The sequence below is a fragment of the Paraburkholderia sp. SUR17 genome (genome assembly GCF_029536165.1).
Taxonomy (GTDB): Bacteria; Pseudomonadota; Gammaproteobacteria; order Burkholderiales; family Burkholderiaceae; genus Paraburkholderia; species Paraburkholderia kururiensis.
This window is the reverse complement of record NZ_CP120508.1, coordinates 1,793,839-1,815,174: the sequence shown is the minus strand read 5'-3', so window position 1 is coordinate 1,815,174 and position 21,336 is coordinate 1,793,839. Positions and strand designations below refer to the sequence as shown.

Genomic DNA, 21,336 nt, shown 5'->3' with positions numbered 1-21,336 from the left:
TCGATTCAGGCCAAGCGGCTACCCGCGACGATACGCGGCCTGATGGACGTCACCACGCCGCGTCGGCTCAACCGCCGGTCGAGGCGCGCACGATCAGTTCGCCCGGCAACACGCATTCGCGCGCGACGTCGGCGAGGCCCTCGATGCGCTGATGCAGGAACTCCACGGCGCGATAGCCGATGGCGCGCGTGGGTTGGCGGATCGTCGTGATGCCGGCCAGTTCGGCCCAATCGGGATCGTCGAACGCGATCAGCCCGACGCGCCGCTGCCATTGCACACCGTAGCGCGCATTCAGATGCAGCGCGATGCGCAGCGCTACCGGGGCATTGCCCGCGAAGAGCGCAATGCGTGGCCGTGCATCGTGCTGCCGTTCGTCCGCGCCCTTACCGATGCGCTCGTCCAGCGCCGCGAGCGCAGCGCGCGCCGCTTCGTCGTTCTGCAGATCGAGCACCACCGTGTCGGCACGAACCTGCGGCGTCGCCCGCATGGCGTCCTCAAACGCCGTCACGCGACGCCGCCGCGAACTCACGTGCTCGTACGGCTGCACGACGAACACGATCTCCTCGTAGCCGCGCTCCAGCAAATGCGCCGTGCCAAGTCGCACGGCGGCTTCGTTGTCGAGCCCGACCATGTCGGCGTCGAGCCCTTCCACGGTACGGTCCACCAGCACCGACGGAATCCCGCCGCTGCCCACGGGCTTCAACATCGCCTCGCGCACGCCGAGTGCATTGACGATCACGCCTTCCACGCGATACGTCGTGAGCAGTTGCAGGTAGCGGCCTTCCATCTCGACCTCGTTGGCCGCGTGGCAGATGAGCGGCATGTAGCCGAGCGCCTGGCACGCCGCCTCCACGCCTTGCAGCACTTCGACGGAGTACGGATTCGAGAGGTCCGCGAGCAGCATGCCGATCAGCCGGTTGCGGCCGCGCTTCAAGCCGCGCGCCATCTGGTTCGGCCGGTAGTCCAGACGTTCGATGGCCGCCTCGATGCGCGCGCGCAGCTCCGCAGAGAGCACGTTGAACTCGCCGTTCAGGTAGCGCGAAATGCTGGTCTTGCCGGTGCCGGCTTCGCGCGCGACGTCGCTGATCGTCGCGCGGCGGGGCGACATCGGCGTTGCCGACGCCGCCGAGGGTTGGGCAGGCGTGCGGCTCATCGTGCCAGCACTTCGCGGTTGACGACGTTGACGGCCAGCGTGCCGGCCAGCGCCGCAACGAGATTTTCCGCCGCACAGCGCGCCATCGCGTGACGCGTCTCGTGCGTGGCCGACCCGATGTGCGGCAGCGCGACCACGTTGGGCAGGGCGAGCAGCGGCGACGTGGCCGGCAGCGGCTCTTCTTCGAACACGTCGAGCCCCGCGCCGTGAATGGTGCCGGCGCGCAGGGCGTCGATCAGCGCCGCTTCGTCGACCGTCGCGCCGCGCGATGCGTTGATGAAGATGGCACTGCGCTTCATCTGCCGGAATTCGGCCGCGCCGATCAGATGCCGGGTCTCGGGCGTGAGCGGCACCTGCAGGCAGACGAAGTCCGACGCGGCAAGCAGTTCCGCCAGTTCCACGCGCCGCGCGCCGTAATCGCGCTCCGCCTGCCCGTTCGCGCTGCGGTTTGTGTAGAGCACGCGCATGTTGAAGCCGAGCGCCGCGCGGCGCGCCACGGCGCCGCCAATGCGTCCCAGCCCGACGATGCCGAGCGTCTTGCCCTGCACGTCCGTGCCGTAGTGCGTGGGCCCGATGCTGCCCGTCCAGTGCCCCGCCTTGACCCACTGCGCCAGCTCCACGACGCGCCGCGCGGTGGCGAGAATCAGCGAGAACACGGTGTCCGCCGTCGATTCGGTCAGCACGTCAGGCGTATGCGCGAGCACGATGCCGCGCCGCGTGAGGTCCGGCACGTCGAAGTTGTCGTAGCCGACGGAGATCGTCGAAAGCGCCTTGAGCCGCTGTGCACCGTCCAGCATGGCGGGCGTGATCTTCACGCTCGCGCCGATGGCACCGTCCGCCTCCCGCAGTGCGGCGACGAGCGCATCGTGCCGGGCGGCGTCCACTTCGATCACGTCGGCGTGCTCGCGTAAAAAGGCGAGCACGTCGGCGGGCAACGGCTTGTAGGCGACGATCCTGTTCTTCATCCGGTCATTTTCCTTGCATGGGCGTGGCAAGCCTGCGCCCGTCGATTTCCTCGTGCGACTGTGGCTGCGGCGGCTGCGGCTTCACCGCGAGCGTGAACAGCACCGCGGCCACCAGCGCCGCACTCATGAACGCATAGGATGCCGCAGGCGAGCCCGTCGCGCCATTCAGATAGCCCACGACATACGAGCCCACGAACGAGCCGAGCGCACCCATGCTGTTGATAAGCGCCATCGCGCCGCCGGCCACGTTCTTCGGCAGCAGTTCGGGGACGATCGCGAAGAACGGTCCGTAAGGCGCGTACATGGCGGCGCCCGCGATCACGAGCAGCGCATACGAGAACCAGAAGTGCGTGCCCGTGCCCGTGCCGATCACGTACGAAGCCGCAAACGCGGCAGCCCCGATCAGCAGGAACGGCCAGACGAACACCTTGCGGCGATTGAGCCGGTCCGAGGCCCACGACGCCGCGAGCATCGCGATCGTCGCGGCAAGGTACGGCAGCGCGGAGAGCCAGCCCGTCTCCACCATGCCGAGCGTCGAGCCGCCTTTCAGGATGGACGGCAGCCACAGCACGAAGCCATAGACGCCGATGCTCCAGCAGAAATACTGCGCGCAGAGCTTGATCACCGCGGGCGAGCGGAACGCCTCGCCGTAGTTGCGCACCGGGCGGATGGCGGCCTGTTCGGCACGCAGCGCGGCGTCGAGCGCCTGCTTGTCTTCGGTGGAGAGCCACGCCACCTGCTCGGGCCGGTCGCGCACCATGAACCACCAGGCCACGGCCCACACGACGGCGGGCAGGCCCTCGGCGATGAACATGTGGCGCCAGCCGAACGAATGCACGAGGTAGCCGGAGACGATCGACATCCACAGCACCGTGACGGGGTTGCCGAGAATCAGGAACGTGTTGGCACGCGAGCGCTCGCGCTTCGTGAACCAGTTGCTGATGAAGATGAGCATGGCCGGCATCACGGCTGCCTCCACCACGCCGAGCGCGAAGCGGATCGCAATGAGCGCCGGGATGTTGCGCACGATGCCCGTGAGCGCCGCGCACCCGCCCCACAGCACGAGGCTCACGAACACGAGCTTGCGCACGCTGCGGCGCTCGGCGTAGATGGCCCCCGGAATCTGGAAGAAGAAGTAGCCGAGAAAGAACAGCGCGCCGATCAGCGACGAGAGGCCCTTGCTCACGCCCAGATCCTGATTGATGCCCGCCGCGGCGGCGAAGCCGTAATTCGCGCGGTCGAGATAGGCGAGGCTGTACGTGATGAACACGATCGGCATGATCGCCCACCAGCGGCGTGGCGCGAGAGTGGCGAGTGTGGACGAACCCATGAGTGTCTCCTTCATGCAGTGAATGAAAGCATCGTTCAGCGGATGCGGACGCGCGGGCACGCGAAGTGCGCCCTGCGTCAGTGCGCCGTTGCCGACATCTTGTTGTGGTTGTCCAATGAAGCGGTGGCGTCGGTCTGGTTGGCGCCGGCCCCTTCAGCGCCTTCAGCCCCTTCAGCCGCTTCGAGCGCATCGAGTTGCGCGCGCGTGGGCAGCCCTTCCGAGTCGCCGATCACCTGGATCGCGAGCGCGCCGATGCGGTTGCCGCGCGCCACCGCCTGGGGCAGCGGGCGGCCTTCCAGCAGCGCGCTCACCACGCCCACGGCAAAGCCGTCGCCGGCGCCCACGGTGTCCACGACGTTGTCGACGCGTTGCGCCGCGATCGTGCCCTCGCTGTCCGCCGTGCGGTAGTAGGCGCCCTGCGGACCGAGTTTCACGATCACGGCGCGCGCACCGGCCTCCAGATAGAAGCGCGCGATGTCTTCGGGCCGGTCGTAGCCCGTCAGCACCTTGCCCTCGCCGATGCCGGGCAGCACCCAGTCGGCGTACGCGGCAAGCGCGTTCAACGTCTCGATCATCGCCTCGCGCGACGGCCACAGCGTGGGGCGCAGGTTCGGGTCGAATGAGAGGGTCCTGCCCGCGGCGCGCATTTCGCGTACCAGGCGGAACGCGAGGTCGCGCGAGCTTGCCGAGAGTGCGGGCGCGACGCCCGTTAGGTGCAGATGACGCGCGCCAAGCACGTAGTCGGCGTCGTAGTCGTCGGGCGAAAGATGGCTCGCGGCCGAACCCTTGCGGAAGTATTCGACCACCGGGTCGGTGCCGTCGTCGGTCTTCGATTTCAACTGGAAGCCGGTTGGGTAGCGTTCGTCGGTGAGCACGCGGCGCTGGTCGATGCGCTCCTTTTCCAGCGTGTCGCGCACGTAGTCGCCGAAGGAGTCGCGCCCCACCCGGCTCATCCAGCCCACCTTGAAGCCGAGCCGCGAAAGACCGATCGCGACGTTCAGGTCCGCGCCCGCCACGCGTTTCGTGAAATGGCCGACGCGCGCGAGCGCTCCGGCCTCGGCGGCAACGAACATGGCCATCGCTTCGCCATAGGTAACGACATCGAGTGGGGTGTCTGTCATGGGTTTGCTTTCCTGCTTCACGTCGTGCTTTATGCCGTGCTTCGCGTCGCGCTGCACGCCCTGCTCAAGCGGCGGCGAGCCATTCGACGTAGCGCACGGCGTCTTCGGCCACGCGCCCGGCGTGGAACGGAAACTCGATGCCGCGAGGCGCGTGCCTCGGCAGCAACGGCAGGACAGCCGCGAGCACGGGGTCGTCCGCGGCGGGCGCCACGGCGAAACGCCGCGCGCCCTCGCCCGCTACCGCCTTGCAATGGATGTACTCCACATGGGGCGAGAGTTTCTGCGCCGCGGCCGCGGGCGCCACGCCCGTCCACTGCCAGTTGCCGATATCGAAGGTCATGCCGGCGAGGCGCCCGTGCCCTTGCGCTTCGAGCGCCTCGAAGAACGCGACGAACTGGGCCGCCATGCCCCCTTCCTTCAACTGCCCGTTTTCGACGACCAGCCGCGTATCCCGACCACGCAGACACGCTGCGATGCTTGCCGCGTGCGTCTCGCCGGCGAAGGCGCCGAGTTGGAGCTTCACGAAACGCGCACCGAGCGCCGCGGCTTCGTCGAGCGCGCGGCTCAGTGCGGTGGCGTCGAGCGTGCCGGCGGGTGCGCTGTTGATCGTGCTTTTGGTCGTGCTGTCTGTCGCGCCGTTGGCCACGTCGTGAGCCGCGCCATTGGCCCTGTAAAGCGCAGCAGGCGTCGACCAGACCGGCCACATGCCCGCTTCCCGAATAGCCGCACCGAGTTCACGCAGCGCGGCGGGCTGCACGCCGGCCTCGCCCACAATCAGTTCGCGGCGCACCTCGAAGCCCGAGGCCCCGGCCGCAGCGGCCGTCGCAATCCACGCCCGGTGGCCGTCGCGCCGTATGGCCTCGGCGCCGAACGCGCTTGCCACAATTACCACTTCGGTCATGGGACAGCCCTCCTTTCTTTCGCTATTTCCGGCTTCCCGCAGCGTCCCAGCATGACAGCGGCAGGATCGTTTGATCAATCTTGGAACCGGTTCCAAAACTGGTTCCGATAGTGCGCCGGGCATAGTGACAAGGCCATAGTGGAAATCCCTGGCGCGTTAGTCCAGCGTCTGCGCTCAGCCCAACCCGCGGCAAGCCGTGATCAGCCGGCCACCTCGCCGGCAAGACACAGCTCCAGAAATCGCCGCGCTACCCGCGAGGCCGCCGCGGCGTGCGGCACGAGAATCGAAAAGCGCCGCGTGAGCGGCTCCGGCGCGAGCGACAACTGGGCGAGCGCACCGTCCTCGTGCCGCATCGACATCGCCGAGACGAAACCGACGCCCATGCCGGCGCGCACGGCCTCCTTCACGCCCTCCACGCCGGCCACTTCCAGCGCCACACGCATAGGCACGCCGGCTCGCGCGAACGCGCGCTCCACCGTCTGCCGCACGCCGGAGCCCGCCTCGCGCAGCACCAGCGGACATGCCCCCAGCGCAGCGAGCGTGATTCGGGCATCGCCCGCGGCAGTGGACGACTGCCCGTCGCCCGAGACCAGTGCGTGCCCGCGCGGCGCGATGGCCACCACCTCGTCCTGGTTCCACTCGTGGGCGGTGGTGTCCACGGGCAAATCCATGCCGACCGGTCCTTCGATCAGCGCGATATCCAGCGTGCCGAGCAACGCGACTACGTCGCCGGTATTACCGCTCATGGTTTCGAGCGAGACGTCCGGATAGCGCCGGTGGAAATCCGCGAGCAGGTACGGCAGCAGATAACTCGCGGGCGTCGTGCTCGCGCCAATGCGCAGCGTGCCGCGTTCGAGTCCGCGCAGCGCGTCGCGGAAAGCCTGCGCCTCGCGCCAGGTGTCGCGCAGGCGCACCGCATGGGCCGCCAGTTGCTGCCCTGCCGGCGTGAGGCGCACGCCACGGCCGTCGCGCTGGTACAGCGGCTCGCCGATCTCCTCCTGCAAGAGCTTCAACTGGCCCGAAACGGCCGGCTGCGAGAGGTGCAGGGCGTCGGCGGCCCGGCTCACGTTGAGGTGCTCGGCTACGGCAGCGAAGGTTATAAGCTGATCTGGCGTCATCGTCACTCGACTATCGGATTTCCCGATATCGTACGTCACAAATGACGATTTCTCATATCGATATATTCAATTTAGGATTAGGCCGTTCGCTGCCCTGCGCCCCTTTTTCACCGGGGACCCGTCAGCTTTGCGTCATCCACCAAGGCCGATCATCATGTCCACCGCCTCTACCCCTGCGCTCGCGTCCGGCTCGTCGACGCGCGGTCAACTTAACGGCATCCTGTTCGTCGCGCTCTTCGCGGCGGCCGTGACGAGCCTCGCTTCGCTGCCGGCTATTGCAGGGCTCGGCATGAGCCCGCTCATCGTCGGGATCGTCGCGGGCGCCGTGTACGGCAATGCGCTGCGCGACGGCATGCCCGAAAGCTGGAACGCCGGCATCAACTTCTCCGCGCGCAAGCTGCTGCGCATTGCCGTCGCGTTCTTCGGGCTGCGCGTGAGCCTGCAGGAAATCGCCCAGGTGGGACTGCCGGGGCTCACGGTGTCGGTACTCGTCGTGGTCAGCACGCTCGCCATCGGCACCTGGGTCGGCATGAAGCTGATGAAGCTGGACCGCGACACGGCGATCCTCACGGCGGCCGGCAGCGCCATCTGCGGCGCGGCTGCGGTGCTCGCGTTTGAATCGACGCTGCAATCGAAGCCGCACAAGAGCGCGATGGCCGTGGGCAGCGTGGTGCTGTTCGGCACGCTTTCGATGTTCCTCTACCCCGTGCTCTACCACGCCGGCTGGCTGCCGCTCGACACCGAAGGCGTGGGGCTCTTCTTCGGCGGCACGATTCACGAGGTGGCCCAGGTGGTGGGCGCCGCGAGCAACGTGAGCCCGGAAGCCACGCATATCGCCACCATCGTCAAGATGACGCGCGTGATGCTGCTCGTACCGGTGCTCCTGCTGCTCGGCGTGTGGCTCAACCGCACGGCACGCGGCACGGTGAGCGGCGCAGCACACGAAGCCGCCGACGCCGCTCGTTCGCATCAGCACGGGCATGAGCACACGCATGGACACACATCGGGCCATGCCGCCCACCCCAAGGCGCGCAAGATCGCCGTGCCGTGGTTCGCGCTCGGTTTCCTCGCATTCGTCGTGGTGAACTCGATGCACGTGCTGCCGGCCGCGGCCACGCAGACGCTCGATACGCTCGACACCTTCGCCCTCACCATGGCCATGACGGCGCTCGGCATCGAAACCCGCGTGTCGCAGATCCGCGAGGCCGGTCCGCGTGCGCTGACGGCGGGGCTCATTGTCTACGCCTGGCTCATATTCGGCGGCTTCGCGATTACGTGGGGCGTGCTGCGCATCTTCCACTGACGCCCTCGTTGAATGGAACGACCGCCCCGGCGCCCCTCGTCGGTCTTGCCTCTGAGCGCCCCGCCGTGTGCGGGGCGTTCGTCGTCGGGGCGTTCGTCGTCAGGGGGGGCGTCGTTTTTCGCGCGCGGCACGCCGCATCTGGAGATGTTCGCCGACACGTTCGGCGCATCCGGCATATTCAGCACGCCGGGCGACGCCGCGCGATACTGTCGGCTCGCATCCCTTCCTGTGCGGCAACACCGGAGAACGATCGATGGCCTACGAACTGTATTACTGGGACGGCCTGCAAGGCCGTGGCGAATTCGTGCGGCTTGCGCTCGAAGAAGCGCGCGCCGACTACGTGGAGATTGCGCGGGGCCCCGAGGACGAAGGGCTCGGCACGAGCGCCATGATGGCGGTGCTCGGCAGCCGCTCGGAGCCGCATCCGCCTTTCGCGCCGCCCTTTCTGAAAGACGGCGACCTGATCGTTCCGCAAACCGCGAATATCCTGCTGTACCTCGGCCCGAAGCTCGGCCTCCTGCCGCGCGACGAGGGGCTGCGCTACGTGGCGAACGGCCTGCAGCTCACCATCGCCGACATGGTGACGGAGGCCCACGACACGCATCACCCGCTCGCGAGCAGCCTCTATTACGAAGACCAGAAGGAAGCCGCGAAGACGCGCGCCTCGGACTTCATCGACCATCGCATCCCGAAGTTCATGCGCTACTTCGAACGCGTGCTGCGGCAGAACCCCGAGGGCGACCAGCACCTCGTGGGCAGCGCGCTCACTTACGTGGACCTCTCGATGTTCCAGCTGATCGACGGCCTGCGCTACGCGTTCCCGAAGGCAACGAAGCGCTTCGACGAGCAGTACCCGCGGCTTGCCGCGCTCTATCAGGCCGTCATGACGCGCCCGAACATCGCGGCCTACCTCGCCTCGGATCGTCGTCTGCCGCACAACGAGCAGTGCATCTTCCGGCACTACCCGGAGCTCGACAAAGCTTCGCGCTGAAGGGCGCGCCGCGGATTGCACCGAGCCGCGCAAGGCATCGCATTGCGCGACGGCGATGCTATTCTTGCGCTCGGCTCGTTGCGCCGGGTTCGTTGTGCCCGGTTCGTTGCGCAGGATTCATCGCACCCGACTCATTGCGCGAGACTCGTCGCCCAGAACTCATTGCGCCAGATCCCATGGCCCCTGAAACGCCCGCCCGCGCGGCCCTCCTCCAACCTTTCCCGACCGACCGCCGCCCGTGCTGTCCTTCCTGCTGAAACTGCGCACCCGCGCTCAAACCCTGTTCCGCCTCTCGGACGCGCACACCATGCTCGTCTGGTCCGTGATCGTCGGCATGGCGGGGGCGTTCGCGACCATCGCCTTTCGCGAGGCGATCGCGCTGCTGCAATTGGTGTTCTCGGGTACCGAAGGCAGCTTCGTCGCGATCGCGCGCGGATTGCCGCCCGCGGTGCGCATCGTGCTGCCCGCCCTGGGCGGTCTCGTGGCGGGCCTGTTGCTCCTCGTGGCACGCCGCGGTTCGGAGCGCGGCAACCATATCGACTACATGGAAGCGGTGGCCATCGGCGATGGCGTCGTGCCGGTCTGGAAAAGCCTGTGGCGCAGCGCGTCGTCGCTCTTCACGATCGCGAGCGGCGGCTCGATCGGCCGCGAAGGCCCCATGGTGCAGCTCGCCGCGCTCGCCGGTTCGCTGATCGGACGCTGGGTCCACTTCGACCCGCCGCGTTTACGCCTGCTCGTTGCGTGCGGCGCGGCGGCCGGTATCACGTCGGCGTACAGCGCGCCGATTGCGGGCGCGTTCTTCGTCACCGAAATCGTGCTCGGCTCCATCGCGATGGAAAGCTTCGGGCCGGTGGTGGTGTCGTCGGTGGTGGCGAACATCACGATGCGCGAGTTCACACGCTACAGCCCGCCCTATCAGATGCCGGTGTTCCCGCCTATCGCGGGCCTCGAAGTGCTGCTGTTCGTTGCGCTCGGCGTTCTGTGCGGCGCGATGGCGCCGCAGTTCCTGCGGCTGCTCGACGGCGCCAAGGCAGGCTTCGCGCGGCTCGCGCTGCCGCTGCCCGTGAAACTCGCGCTCGGCGGGCTCGTGGTCGGGGTGCTCTCGGTCTGGGTGCCCGAGGTGTGGGGCAACGGCTATAGCGTCGTGAACTCCATCCTGCATTCGCCGTGGACGTGGACGGCGCTCGCCACCGTGGTGATTTTCAAGCTGGTTGCCACGGCGGCGACGGTGGGCTCGGGCGCCGTGGGCGGCGTGTTCACGCCGACGCTTTTCGTGGGCGCAGTGCTCGGCTCGCTGTTCGGCGAGGGCATGCATGCGCTCTGGCCGCATGCGACCTCGGCGCCGTTCGCCTACGCGATGGTCGGCATGGGCGCCTTCCTCGCGGGCGCGACGCAAGCGCCATTGATGGCGATCCTCATGATTTTCGAGATGACGCTCAGCTACCAGGTGGTCCTGCCGCTCATGCTCTCGTGCGTGGTCGCGTACTTCGTGGCGCGCGCGATCGGCAAGACCTCGATGTACGACATCACGCTGCATCGCAATCGCGAGCAGCAGGAGCGCATGCGACTGCGCGCAACGCAGATGCGCGAACTGATCCGCCCGGCGGCCACCGTCGTGCCGCCCAGCGCGACCGTGCAGGACATGACGCGCGTGTTCCTCGAATACCCCGTGAAGTACCTCTACGTGACCGATCGCGAGAACCGGTTTCTGGGCGTCGTCGCGCTCAAGGACATCACCTCCGACCTGCTCGAAAAGCGCGAGACGTCCACCAAAACCGCCGCGGACTACCTTCAGTCGCAATTCGACGTGCTCACGCCCGACATGCCGATCGGCGTCGCGCTCCAGCACTTCATGGCGTTCCAGGGCGAGCGGCTGCCCGTGGTGGAAAGCCTGCAGTGTCCGACGCTGGCGGGCGTGGTCTACAAGACGTCGCTGCTCGATGCGTACTGCCGCATGAACCCGGTGCGCTGAGCGCCGGCGACGCTTTTCGCTGGCGACCTGTTTCGCACACACACTGCGGCCTTGCCCGCAACCCACTCGGCATTTTCCCTGGCGCCATCCGGCATGTGCGCGCAGAAGCCCGTGCGGCGCGGCAAGCGCCCGATGGCGCGCGGCCGCGAGGGCTGGCATCGGCGGACAGATTCTCTACAATGAACGAACCAAGCGAACCAGAAGCCGCATGCCGCGCGGATTGCCGGGCGCGCCGTGCAGGCCGGAGACAGCGCAGTCCCGGAGCGAAGATGAGCGAACCGTCCATCGATGCCGTACGCCGCGATCACGCCGGCTGGATCTTCCTGCATATCGAAGGCGAGCCGTACGACCGCGGCGAGCAGCATGGCCAGTTGCTCGCGGCCGAAATCCAGAACGCCATCCGCACCGCGCGCTATCTCGCGAAATGGGACACGGGCGAAGACTTCGACACCTTCGTCAACGCGGCCGTCTCGCAGTTCGCGCCGAGACTCGACACCGAATACGCCGACGAAATCCAGGGCATCGCCGACGGCGCGAAGCTGCCGTTCTCCGAAGTGCTCGCGTGGAACGGCTACATGGATCTGCTGCAAAGCTGGTGGCCCACGCATGTGGCGGCGCAGCAGCCCCATCTGGCCGCGAAGCCCTGGCGCGGCCGGCGCGGCCATCATTGCAGCGCCTTCATCGCCACAGGCAGCGCCACGCGCGACGGCCGCATCGTCATGGCGCACAACTCGTGGGACCGCTACGCGGCGGGCGACGCGTTCAACGTTGTGTTCGATATCGTGCCGGACAGCGGCCATCGCATCCTCATGCAGGGGCTGCCCGGCTGCATTTCCAGCCTCACCGATTTCTGGGTTACCTCCGCGGGCCTCATGGTGACCGAGACCACCATCTCCAACTTCGTGGGCTACAACCCGGCCGGCGCACCCGAGTTCTATCGATCGCGGCGCGCCACGCAATACGCGAACAGCATCGGCGAATGGTGCGAGATGTTCGCGGTGGCGAACAACGGCGGCTACGCCAACAGCTGGCTTTTGGGCGACACGAAGACGGGCGAGATTGCGCGCTACGAACTGGGGCTGCACTACTCGGGCTTCGAGAGCACGAAAGACGGCTTCTACAGCGGCTACAACACGGCCACCGACCTCAAGATCCGCAACCAGGAATGCACCGGCGAGGGCGAGGACTACACCGACGTGCGCAAGAACGGCGCGCGCCGAACGCGTTTCATGCAGCTGGAGGAACTGCATCGCGGCAAGATCGATATCGAAGTCGCCAAGCAGATGATCGCTGACCATCACGACGTCTATCTCGACCGCAGCGACAACCCGTGCTCGCGCACCATCTGCGGTCACCTGGAACTCGACGACGCGCGCTTCGGCGGTACCGATCACGGCCCGTTCAACCCATGGGGCGCCAACGACGGCAAGGTGGTAGACAGCGAGATGGCCCGCGACCTTGCCTTCTGGGCGCGCTGGGGACATCCGTGCGGACGGCCGTTCGACGCCCAGTCGTTCATGAAGCGGCATCCGCAGTGGAACTGGCTGAACGGCTACATGCGCGACCGGCCATCGTGGCCGTGGACGCGCTTCGACGTGCTGCGCTGAAAGCAGCTCACGGCGCGCGCGGCGAGGCCTGCAGGAACCGGGGGAAGCTTCGTCGGTGCCCACCAAAGAGCCCACAAAACTACGACGAAACGATGACTAACCGGCGCTGAACCTGCATCGAACGACCGCCTTCGTGCCGGTGGCCGGAATATCGAACGCTCGTTCGCGACGCGTTTTTGGCATCCTGCCATGATGAGGTATCCCGTACGTTTTCCAGGCTGTTGCGGCGCGCTTTGTGCCGTGCGAAAGGCTTGGGCCAGGCGTACGTGCGCCGGCCGCCCTGTATGGGGTGCCGGCACGGCGCCGCTGCCGTGCAACGGCGCGAAGCGCGGCGAGCGCGGATGAAATGGCACGGCACTTGCTGCAGCTCCCACGGAGCTGCATGAGAAAGGAGGTCGAGCGATGAAAACCTCGACGCTGATGACCGCCGTGTTGCTGTCGGCTTCGTGTTTCGCCGCGCCGGTTCACACCGCGCGCGAAAATCTCGCCGATCTTGCCCGGCCCCCTGCCTTCGCCGCCGACGCCGCGGCGCTCGCGAATGCGGCTCCCGTCGCCCCGCCCGCGCCCGACGTTCCCGTCGACGCCAACGTGGGCCCGCAACGCTGGCAGCACATTACGTTACCGCCGTCGCGGCATCTCGGGCACTTCGCGGCGCCCCACGAGCATCTGCGGACGTGAACGGCGTGCGAGGCCTGTCCGGCCGCAGCCAAGACACCAAGCCGCATCGCCCCGCTGCCGACGCAGCCTTACTATGCCGTTCAGGATCGCCAACAAGGAACGCGAGCATGCCCTCTTCGAACATTCCCGACGAATCCATCGACCTGCAAATCGCCGATGTGCTGCGCGCAGTGGCGTGGCCGGCGAACAAGGACGCGCTTGTGGACACGGCCCGCGCCGCGGGCGCGAGCAATGAAGTGCTGACGATGCTGGACGGGCTGCCGGAGCAGGATTACGCGGATATTGCGGCCGTCACGCGGCTGATCGGCAGCAATTACGGGCCGGGGTTGTCGGTCTGACCGCGGGCAGCGCAGGCGAGCGCAATCGCGAGTGTCACGCCTGGGGTTCACCGCCGGCAGACGGGATGCGCCCGAACACCACGCGGCTGAAGAAACCGGCCAGCACGTTCTCCACGAACGGCTCCGAGACGTTCTGCGGGTCTGCCGTGGCGAGAAACTGCACGCCGTCGCACAGCCCGATCAGTCCCAGCGCCAGCACGTCCGCCGGCAACGGCAGTGGTGTGCCCACGCGGCGCGCGAACTCGTTGATATAGGCCGCCAGGTGCTCGCGCTTTTCCTTCATGAATTCGTTGAAGCGCACGCGAAACCGCGCTTCGCGCGCCGCGAGCAGCTTCGCTTCTACCCATAGCAGGAAGCACTTGTTGTCCTGCGGCAGACGGCTGTAGTAGGTCTGCACCTTCGCTTCCATCTGCTCGCGCGTGAGTGCCGGGTCGAAGATCGCGTTGAGCCCGGCTTCCATTTCCTCGTGGTCGCGCCGCAGCAGCTCGATCAGAAGCTCCGGCTTGCTGCGGAAATTCGAGTAGAACGCCCCGCGCGTGTAGCCGGCGGCAAGCGCGATGTCTTCCACGCTTGCGCCAACGAATCCCTTTTTCATGAACATCGCCTGCGCAGCGTCGAGCAGACGCTGGCGCGTCTGGTCACGGCTTTGCTCGCGAGTGAGTCGTTTGCGTTTCATGTGCGCAGTCTAGCACCGGGACAAAAAATCGGATGCATCCTCACACTCAGATACAACACTGTATTAGAATCCAGCGCTGTAGTCGGAATGCGCGCAGCGTTGCCGTCGCTCCACTTCTTTGTTCGAGATCGGATCGCGATCGACGTGGCCTGCCGCTATGCCCTGCTTTCTGCTCTGCCTTTGCCTCGTCTTTTGCCGCGTCCGGCCCCGCGCCGCTCGCGTCGGCGCGGGGCCGTTTCTCCAGTCGAGGTCGATGTGAATCATCCCGGTTGTGACGTATGGCCCTTCGCAACAAGACACTCCCGCCGCGCCGGGGCTGCGGTACCCACGCGCGACACCGCGCGGCTGCTGCGCCGCGGCACCCGGACGCTTTTCCTCGCCCTCGTCGCCCCCCTCGCCCTCCTCTCCGCCTGCCACAAGCCGGCCGACATCGCGCCCGCGGCGCGGCCCGTCGTCGCCGTCGCGGTGCAACCGGATGGCGCGCCGGTCATGGCGTCGCTGCCCGGCGAGGTGCAGTCGCGCTATTCGACGCCGCTGTCGTTTCGCATCGGCGGCAAGATCGTCGAGCGGCGCGTACGCCTCGGCGATACCGTGAAGGCCGGGCAGACCGTCGCGCAGCTCGACCCCGCCGACGTGCAGAAGAACGCCGCGAGCGCCGCGGCGCAGCTGGAGGCGGCACAGCATCGGCTCGTGTATGCGAAGCAGCAGCTCGATCGTGACCGCGCCCAGGCGCGCGAGCAACTGATCGCGCCCGCTCAGCTCGAACAGACCGAAGACGCTTACACATCCGCCGCCGCCCAGCGCGACCAGGCCGCGCAGCAAGCCGCGCTCGCTCGCGACCAGCTTCGCTACGCCACCTTGCACGCCGACCATGACGGCGTGATCACCGCCGAGCAGGCGGATACGGGGCAGAACGTCGCGGCGGGCCAGGCGGTCTACACGCTGGCCTGGACCGGCGACATCGACGTGGTCTGCGATGTGCCCGAAAACGCCGTGGGCGGCCTTGCGGCCGGACGCGCGGCGCAGGTGACGCTGCCGGCTCTGCCGGGCCGCGTTTTCGCTGCGCGCGTGCGCGAAGTCTCGCCTGCGGCCGATCCGCAGAGCCGCACGTATCGCGTGAAGCTCACGCTCGATCATGCGGGCGCCGACGTTCGGCTCGGCATGACGGCGAACGTCGTTTTCGCGAGTGCGAATGGCATGACGGGCGCTGAAGCTTCCCAGTCGCCCCAAGCCAGCCAGGCCGGCCAATCCACCCCATTCGTGCAGTCGAGCGGCCCGACCTTCACGCTGCCCGCCACGGCCCTCTTTCACGACGGCAACGCGCCGGCCGTGTGGGTTGTGCGGATGAACAGCCCTGCCGGCCAGGCGGCCAGCGCTGCAAAGACGGCGAACGCGGCCAATGCAGGCGCCGCAGCCGACACGGGCACACTCGAACTGCGCCGCGTCACCGTGGCGCGCTACGGCGAGCGCACCATCGCCGTCACGCAGGGGCTCGCGAGCGGCGAGCGTGTCGTGCTGCAAGGCGTGCATACGGTAGCGGCCGGCGAGCAGGTCCGGCCCGTGGCGCCACTGCATCCTGAGGACTTCGCGTCATGACGGCCGCACGCGAGGAAGGGACCCATTCAGGCGTGGGCGTGGGCACAGCCGCCGAAGCCGGCCCCACCCAACGCTTCAACCTCTCGGCATGGGCGCTGCGCCACCAGGCGCTCGTCGTGTTCGTGATCGTGCTTGCCACGTTGTTCGGCGTGCTGGCCTACACGCGGCTCGCGCAGTCCGAAGACCCGCCCTTCACGTTCCGCGTGATGGTGATCCAGACCTTCTGGCCCGGCGCCACCGCGCGTCAGGTCCAGGAACAGGTCACCGACCGCATCGGCCGCAAGCTCCAGGAAACGCCTTATATCGACTTCCTGCGCAGCTACTCGCGCCCCGGCGAATCGCTGATCTTCTTCACGATGAAAGACTCCGCGCCCGTGAAGGAGGTGCCGCAGACCTGGTACCAGGTGCGCAAGAAGGTGGGCGACATGGCGGCGACGCTGCCGCCCGGCGTGCAAGGCCCGTTCTTCAACGACGAGTTCGGCGACGTCTACACCAACATCTACACGCTCGAAGGCGACGGCTTTTCACCGGCGCAGCTGCACGACTACGCGGACCAGCTGCGCACCGTGCTGCTGCGCGTGCCCGGCGTCGCGAAAGTGGACTACTTCGGCGACCCGAACCAGCACATCTACATCGAGATATCGAACACGCAGCTGACGCGCCTCGGCATCACGCCGCAGCAGCTCGCGCAGGCCATCAATTCGCAGAACGCCGTCGCGGCTGCGGGCACGCTAACCACCGCCGACGACCGTGTGTTCGTGCGCCCGAGCGGCCAGTTCAAGGACGTCAAAGCGCTCGCCGATCTGCTCGTGCGCATCAACAACCGCTCGTTTCGCCTCGGCGACATCGCCGTGATCCGGCGCGGCTACGACGACCCGCCCGTCACGCAGATGCGCTCCGGGGGCAAAGCCGTACTCGGCATCGGCATCACGATGCAGCCGGGCGGCGACGTGATCCGCCTCGGCAAGGCGCTCGACGCGCAGACCTCGGAATTGCAGGCGCGGCTACCGGCGGGACTCAAGCTCGTGCAGGTGTCGAGCATGCCGCATGCGGTTTCGCGCTCGGTCGACGACTTTCTCGAAGCCGTGGCCGAAGCCGTTGCCATCGTGCTGATCGTGAGCCTTGTCTCACTCGGCGTGCGCACGGGCATGGTGGTGGTGATCTCGATTCCGGTCGTGCTCGCCGTCACGGCGCTCTGCATGTACCTCTTCGACATCGGTCTGCACAAGGTGTCGCTCGGCACGCTCGTGCTGGCGCTCGGCCTGCTCGTGGACGACGCGATCATCGCCGTCGAAATGATGGCCGTGAAGCTCGAACAAGGCTGGAATCGCACGCGCGCGGCGGCCTACGCCTACACGAGCACCGCGTTTCCGATGCTCACGGGCACGCTCGTCACCGTGTCGGGCTTTTTGCCCATCGCGCTCGCGAAGTCGAGCACCGGCGAATACACGCGCTCCATTTTCGAGGTCTCCGCCATCGCGCTGATCGCGTCGTGGCTCGCGGCCGTCGTGCTGATTCCGCTGCTGGGCTATCACCTGCTGTCTGAACGCAAACGGCCGGCGCACGCGGCCAACGATCCCGCCAGACACGACGACGACCACGAGCACACCGACATCTACGACACACGCTTCTACGACCGCCTGCGCGGCTGGGTCAGTTGGTGCATCGAGCGACGCTTCGTGGTGCTGGCCATCACCGTCGCGCTCTTTATCGTGTCGCTCGCGGGCTTCACGCAGGTCGCGCAGCAGTTCTTCCCAAGCTCCGACCGTCCCGAATTGCTCGTCGATCTGCGGCTACCCGAAGGTGCGTCGTTCGAGGCGACGCTGCGCGAGGCCAGGCGTTTCGAACAAGCAATTGCAGGTCGGCCCGAGATCGATCACAGCATCGACTTCGTCGGCACCGGCGCGCCGCGTTTTTATCTGCCGCTCGACCAGCAGTTGCAGTTGCCCAACTTCGCGCAGTTCGTGATTACGGCGAAGTCGGTGGAAGAGCGCGAGAAGCTTGCGCGCTGGCTCGAACCCATGCTGCGCGACAGGTTCCCTGCGTTGCGCACGCGGCTCTCGCGGCTCGAGAACGGACCGCCTGTCGGTTATCCCGTGCAGTTCCGCGTGAGCGGCGACGACATCGCGACGGTGCGTTCCATCGCCGAACGTGTGGCCTCGAAGATGCGCGACGACGCGCGCACGGTCAACGTGCAGTTCGACTGGGACGAACCGGCCGAACGTTCGATGCGCTTCGAGATCGACCAGAAGAAAGCACGCGAACTGGGCGTGAGTTCGGAAGACATCGCCAGCTTTCTCGCCATGACGCTCTCGGGCTACACCGTGACGCAGTATCGCGAGGCGGACAAGCTGATCAGCGTCGATCTGCGCGCCCCGCAGCGCGAACGCGTGGACCCCGAGCGCCTGACGACGCTCGCCATGCCCACGCCGAACGGTCCGGTGCCGCTCGGCGCGCTCGGCAGCATGAAGCCCGACCTCGAATACGGCGTGATCTGGGAACGCGACCGGCAGCCCACGCTCACCGTGCAGTCGGACGTGACGGGCAACGCCCAGGGCATCGACGTGACGAAAAGCATCGACCAGTCGCTCGCACCCATTCGCGCCACGCTGCCGGTGGGCTATCGCATCGAGGTGGGCGGCTCGGTGGAGGAAAGCGCGAAGGGCCAGGCGTCGATTAACGCGCAGATGCCGATCATGATCATCGCCGTGCTCACGCTGCTCATGATCCAGCTGCAGAGCTTCGCGCGCGTGCTGATGGTCGTGCTGACGGCGCCGCTCGGCCTGATCGGCGTGGTGGCCACGCTGCTGCTCTTCGGCAAGCCCTTCGGCTTCGTCGCGATGCTCGGCGTGATCGCGATGTTCGGCATCATCATGCGCAACTCGGTGATCCTCGTCGATCAGATCGAACAGGACATCGCGGCGGGCCACCGGCGCTTCGATGCGATCGTGGGCGCCACCGTACGGCGTTTCCGGCCCATCACGCTGACCGCGGCAGCTGCCGTGCTCGCGCTCATACCGCTGTTGCGCTCGAACTTCTTCGGGCCGATGGCGACGGCGTTGATGGGCGGCATCACGAGCGCCACGGTGCTCACGCTCTTCTATTTGCCCGCGCTCTATGCGGCGTCGTTCCGCGTGCGCAATGACGAAACTGAGGGCGAGCGTGAGAACGAACGCGAGCGCCGCCCGCGTGCGTCCGACGAACATACGGGGAACTGATCATGAAGACGCTTGTGGTCCCGTTCGCCATCGCGACAGCGGCAAGTCTCAGTGCCTGTTCCTTCGGTCCGAACGGCAATCCGCCGGCCATGCCGCAGCCCGAACACTACGGCGCGGCGGCGCAGCCTGCGCAGACCGTGTCCGCGCAAGGCGTCGCGCAGACCTTCGTGGTGGGCGCGACGCCCGTGCCCGAATGGTGGAAGCTGTACCGTTCCGATGCACTCGATGCGCTCGTCGACGAGGGCTTGCGCAACAGCCCCACGCTCGCCGCCGCGGACCACAACCTCGCGGCGGCCCGCGAGCAACTGCGCGCGCAGATCGGCAAGTCGCTGCTGCCTTCCATCGACGCAGGCGGCCAGGCCACGCGCGAGCGCGCGCTCGGCATTCCGGAAGCAGGACCAAACACGGTGCTCTACAACGTGTTCGTCGGCCAGTTGCAGGCGAGCTACACGTTCGACCTGTTCGGCGCGGCGCGGCTCGAAAACGCGGCGCTCGCGGCACGCGTCGGCATGCAGGCGTTCCAGTTCGATGCGGCGCGACGGGCGCTGGCGGCCAACATCGTGTCCGCGGCGATCTCGGCGGCGGCGCTGCACGCGCAGATCGATGCCACCGAGCGGCTCGTCGCACTCGCCAACGACGAAGCACGCGACCGCCAGAAGCGCTACGCGCTTGGTGCCGTCGCGCACGCGGATGTGCTGGCTGCACAGCAGAACGCCGCGTCGCTCGCGGCTGGCCTGCCCGGCCTTCGCCAGCAGTGGCTCACCACGCGCCACGCGCTTGCGGTGCTCATGGGCCGCACGCCCGACGCCGCCCCGCCCGACCTCGATCTCGCGAGCCTCGACGTGCCGCGCGACGTGCCTGTCGTCGTGCCCTCGGACCTGCTGCAGTCGCGTCCCGACATCCTCGCCGCGAGTGCCGCGCTGAAGGCCGCGGCAGCCGACGTCGGCGTGGCCACGGCACAGATGTTTCCGAGCCTTTCGCTCACGGCGTCGATGGGCAAAGGCGGCTTTAGCTGGCCCGCGATGCTCTCCGGCGCGGGCGCGCTGTGGAGCGTGGGCGCGTCGCTCTCGCAGCCGGTGTTTCATGGTGGAGCGCTCCTCGCGCAACGGCGCGCCGCGGTCGCATCGTACGACGCGGCCGTCGCGCAATACCGGCAAACCGTGCTTGCCGCATTCGAGAACGTGGCCAATACGCTCGCCGCGCTCGAACACGACGCCGAGGCGCTCGCGGCGGCGGGCACCGCGGCACGCGCGGCGCAAGGCGCATTCCGCGAGACCGCTGCGCGCGAGCGTCTTGGCGCGCTGCCGCCGTCGGCTGCGCGCTCCGCGGAGCAGCAGTGGCACAACGCGCAGCTCGATGAGATCCGCTATACGGGCGCGCGTCTCTCGGACACGGCGGCACTGTTCCAGGCCATGGGTGATCCGCCCGCGCCTCGCGCAGAGGCGGCACCCGCCGCGTCTGCGCAGCGAGCGAGCGGCGATACAGGCAATAGCGAGAGCACGGCAGCGCGCTGACCGTCGGCTCGGGTGCCCCGACAGCGCTATGCTTGCGGCGTAGCGAACCCGGAGACGTCGCCATGTCCGAACGACCCGCCTCAACGCCCACCGCGCCCACCGCGCCGCGCGAAATCGACTTCTGGTTCGACTTCGCCAGCAACTACAGCTACCTGAGCGTCATGCGCATCGAACAGGCGGCTGCCGAAGCCGGCGTCCCGGTGCGATGGCAACCGTTCCTGCTCGGGCCCGTGTTCGAGCGGCTCGGCTGGTCGGGACCGCCGTTCGTCGTGCAGAAGGAAAAAGGCGCCTACGTGAAACGCGACATGGAGCGCCTGTGCGCCAGATACGGTCTGCCGTGGACGTGGCCGTCCGCCTTTCCGCGCCGCGCGCTCTTGCCCATGCGGGTGGCCGCCTTCGCCGCGAGCGAGCCGTGGATCGGTGCCTGGTGCCGCGAGATCATGCAGATGAACTTCGCCGAGGACCGCGAGATCGACACGCCCGAAGCCGTACACGAAGCGCTCAACCGCCTGGGCTTGCCTGCCGACGAGATCGTTGCCGCGGCGCAGAGCGACGAGCACCGCTCGAAGCTGCGCACGCAAACGGCGACCGCAATCGAACGCGGCATTTTTGGCGCGCCGACGTTCTTCGTGGGCGACGAGATGTTCTGGGGAAACGACCGGCTTGAAGATGTGATCGCGTGGGCGGCGGGCCGGACCAGCGCGTGAGCGCCTGGAGCGTCTAAGCGGAGAGACAAGTGCGGGCCACCTGCGTCAGGCGTCCGCGCGGATGGTGACGCACTGCCGGACAGTTATCCCCAGATTGTGTTGAAGAGCCTGTTGAAAACTCGCCGACAAATGCCCTAACCCGTTGAGC

17 protein-coding genes are annotated in these 21,336 nt (G+C 67.5%); 10 read left to right on the top strand and 7 right to left on the bottom strand.

All coding sequences use genetic code 11. The features are described 5' to 3' along the window. Positions 1–67: 67 nt before the first annotated feature. The 6 genes from P2869_RS08015 to P2869_RS07990 form a co-directional block, all read right to left on the bottom strand. Complete coding sequence (locus P2869_RS08015) at positions 68–1,153, bottom strand: LacI family DNA-binding transcriptional regulator (protein WP_277597963.1); 1,086 nt, start codon at positions 1,151–1,153, stop codon at positions 68–70. Continuing rightward, complete coding sequence (locus tag P2869_RS08010; RefSeq protein ID WP_126879383.1) at positions 1,150–2,118, bottom strand: D-glycerate dehydrogenase; 969 nt, start codon at positions 2,116–2,118, stop codon at positions 1,150–1,152. Before P2869_RS08010 ends, P2869_RS08015 begins: the two co-directional genes overlap by 4 nt. A 4-nt stretch (positions 2,119–2,122) precedes the next feature. Beyond that, positions 2,123–3,448 carry an MFS transporter gene (locus tag P2869_RS08005; protein WP_033351294.1) on the bottom strand — a complete coding sequence of 442 codons (1,326 nt, stop codon included), beginning with the start codon at positions 3,446–3,448 and terminating at the stop codon, positions 2,123–2,125. Positions 3,449–3,525: 77 nt separating this feature from the next. Next, the gene (locus P2869_RS08000; RefSeq protein WP_277597962.1) at positions 3,526–4,569 is read right to left on the bottom strand and encodes a sugar kinase; all 1,044 of its coding nucleotides are present in this window, start codon (positions 4,567–4,569) and stop codon (positions 3,526–3,528) included. 64 nt (positions 4,570–4,633) lie between these two features. Next, positions 4,634–5,470, bottom strand: a complete 837-nt coding sequence (locus tag P2869_RS07995) for a sugar phosphate isomerase/epimerase (protein ID WP_277597961.1) — start codon at positions 5,468–5,470, stop codon at positions 4,634–4,636. Between the two features lie 200 nt (positions 5,471–5,670). After that, a complete protein-coding gene (locus P2869_RS07990; protein ID WP_277597960.1) occupies positions 5,671–6,588 on the bottom strand; it encodes a LysR substrate-binding domain-containing protein in 918 nt (305 codons plus the stop codon). Positions 6,589–6,742: 154 nt separating this feature from the next. Between P2869_RS07990 and P2869_RS07985 the strand changes: the two genes are divergently transcribed. From P2869_RS07985 to P2869_RS07960, 6 genes are all read left to right on the top strand, one after another. Further along, entirely contained in the window at positions 6,743–7,891 is a 1,149-nt protein-coding gene (locus tag P2869_RS07985; RefSeq protein WP_017775930.1) for a YeiH family protein, read from the top strand. 253 nt (positions 7,892–8,144) lie between these two features. Then, positions 8,145–8,882 (top strand): glutathione S-transferase, encoded by a 738-nt coding sequence (locus P2869_RS07980; protein ID WP_017775931.1) that lies wholly within the window; start codon positions 8,145–8,147, stop codon positions 8,880–8,882. Between the two features lie 238 nt (positions 8,883–9,120). Next, positions 9,121–10,854, top strand: a complete 1,734-nt coding sequence (locus P2869_RS07975; RefSeq protein ID WP_277597959.1) for a ClcB-like voltage-gated chloride channel protein — start codon at positions 9,121–9,123, stop codon at positions 10,852–10,854. Positions 10,855–11,123: 269 nt separating this feature from the next. Next, positions 11,124–12,461 carry a C45 family peptidase gene (locus tag P2869_RS07970; RefSeq protein WP_126879376.1) on the top strand — a complete coding sequence of 446 codons (1,338 nt, stop codon included), beginning with the start codon at positions 11,124–11,126 and terminating at the stop codon, positions 12,459–12,461. Positions 12,462–12,863: 402 nt separating this feature from the next. Further along, positions 12,864–13,139: a hypothetical protein gene (locus P2869_RS07965; RefSeq protein ID WP_277597958.1), complete on the top strand. Its 276-nt coding sequence runs from the start codon at positions 12,864–12,866 to the stop codon at positions 13,137–13,139. A 107-nt stretch (positions 13,140–13,246) separates the two neighbouring features. Next, positions 13,247–13,477, top strand: coding sequence for a DUF2795 domain-containing protein (locus P2869_RS07960; protein WP_042298739.1), 231 nt, complete (start codon positions 13,247–13,249; stop codon positions 13,475–13,477). A 34-nt stretch (positions 13,478–13,511) separates the two neighbouring features. Here P2869_RS07960 and P2869_RS07955 read toward each other — a convergent pair whose 3' ends face one another. Beyond that, the gene (locus P2869_RS07955) at positions 13,512–14,153 is read right to left on the bottom strand and encodes a TetR/AcrR family transcriptional regulator (RefSeq protein WP_017775936.1); all 642 of its coding nucleotides are present in this window, start codon (positions 14,151–14,153) and stop codon (positions 13,512–13,514) included. Positions 14,154–14,498: 345 nt separating this feature from the next. Here P2869_RS07955 and P2869_RS07950 point away from each other — a divergent pair, with 345 nt between their 5' ends. From P2869_RS07950 to P2869_RS07935, 4 genes are all read left to right on the top strand, one after another. After that, a complete protein-coding gene (locus P2869_RS07950) occupies positions 14,499–15,749 on the top strand; it encodes an efflux RND transporter periplasmic adaptor subunit (RefSeq protein ID WP_277598074.1) in 1,251 nt (416 codons plus the stop codon). Beyond that, the gene (locus P2869_RS07945) at positions 15,746–18,967 is read left to right on the top strand and encodes an efflux RND transporter permease subunit (protein WP_277597957.1); all 3,222 of its coding nucleotides are present in this window, start codon (positions 15,746–15,748) and stop codon (positions 18,965–18,967) included. Before P2869_RS07950 ends, P2869_RS07945 begins: the two co-directional genes overlap by 4 nt. Before the next feature lie 2 nt (positions 18,968–18,969). Beyond that, entirely contained in the window at positions 18,970–20,481 is a 1,512-nt protein-coding gene (locus P2869_RS07940; RefSeq protein WP_277597956.1) for an efflux transporter outer membrane subunit, read from the top strand. A 62-nt stretch (positions 20,482–20,543) separates the two neighbouring features. Beyond that, positions 20,544–21,188, top strand: a complete 645-nt coding sequence (locus tag P2869_RS07935) for a 2-hydroxychromene-2-carboxylate isomerase (RefSeq protein WP_277597955.1) — start codon at positions 20,544–20,546, stop codon at positions 21,186–21,188. The last annotated feature ends 148 nt before the right edge of the window (positions 21,189–21,336 follow it).

Bases quoted from the DNA above. Each gene is read 5' to 3' on its own strand.
- P2869_RS08015 (WP_277597963.1), bottom strand. From the start codon at position 1,153: ATGAGCCGCACGCCTGCCCAACCCTCGGCGGCGTCGGCAACGCCGATG.
- P2869_RS08010 (WP_126879383.1), bottom strand. From the start codon at position 2,118: ATGAAGAACAGGATCGTCGCCTACAAGCCGTTGCCCGCCGACGTGCTC.
- P2869_RS08005 (WP_033351294.1), bottom strand. From the start codon at position 3,448: ATGGGTTCGTCCACACTCGCCACTCTCGCGCCACGCCGCTGGTGGGCG.
- P2869_RS08000 (WP_277597962.1), bottom strand. From the start codon at position 4,569: ATGACAGACACCCCACTCGATGTCGTTACCTATGGCGAAGCGATGGCC.
- P2869_RS07995 (WP_277597961.1), bottom strand. From the start codon at position 5,470: ATGACCGAAGTGGTAATTGTGGCAAGCGCGTTCGGCGCCGAGGCCATA.
- P2869_RS07990 (WP_277597960.1), bottom strand. From the start codon at position 6,588: ATGACGCCAGATCAGCTTATAACCTTCGCTGCCGTAGCCGAGCACCTC.
- P2869_RS07985 (WP_017775930.1), top strand. From the start codon at position 6,743: ATGTCCACCGCCTCTACCCCTGCGCTCGCGTCCGGCTCGTCGACGCGC.
- P2869_RS07980 (WP_017775931.1), top strand. From the start codon at position 8,145: ATGGCCTACGAACTGTATTACTGGGACGGCCTGCAAGGCCGTGGCGAA.
- P2869_RS07970 (WP_126879376.1), top strand. From the start codon at position 11,124: ATGAGCGAACCGTCCATCGATGCCGTACGCCGCGATCACGCCGGCTGG.
- P2869_RS07965 (WP_277597958.1), top strand. From the start codon at position 12,864: ATGAAAACCTCGACGCTGATGACCGCCGTGTTGCTGTCGGCTTCGTGT.
- P2869_RS07960 (WP_042298739.1), top strand. From the start codon at position 13,247: ATGCCCTCTTCGAACATTCCCGACGAATCCATCGACCTGCAAATCGCC.
- P2869_RS07955 (WP_017775936.1), bottom strand. From the start codon at position 14,153: ATGAAACGCAAACGACTCACTCGCGAGCAAAGCCGTGACCAGACGCGC.
- P2869_RS07945 (WP_277597957.1), top strand. From the start codon at position 15,746: ATGACGGCCGCACGCGAGGAAGGGACCCATTCAGGCGTGGGCGTGGGC.
- P2869_RS07940 (WP_277597956.1), top strand. From the start codon at position 18,970: ATGAAGACGCTTGTGGTCCCGTTCGCCATCGCGACAGCGGCAAGTCTC.
- P2869_RS07935 (WP_277597955.1), top strand. From the start codon at position 20,544: ATGTCCGAACGACCCGCCTCAACGCCCACCGCGCCCACCGCGCCGCGC.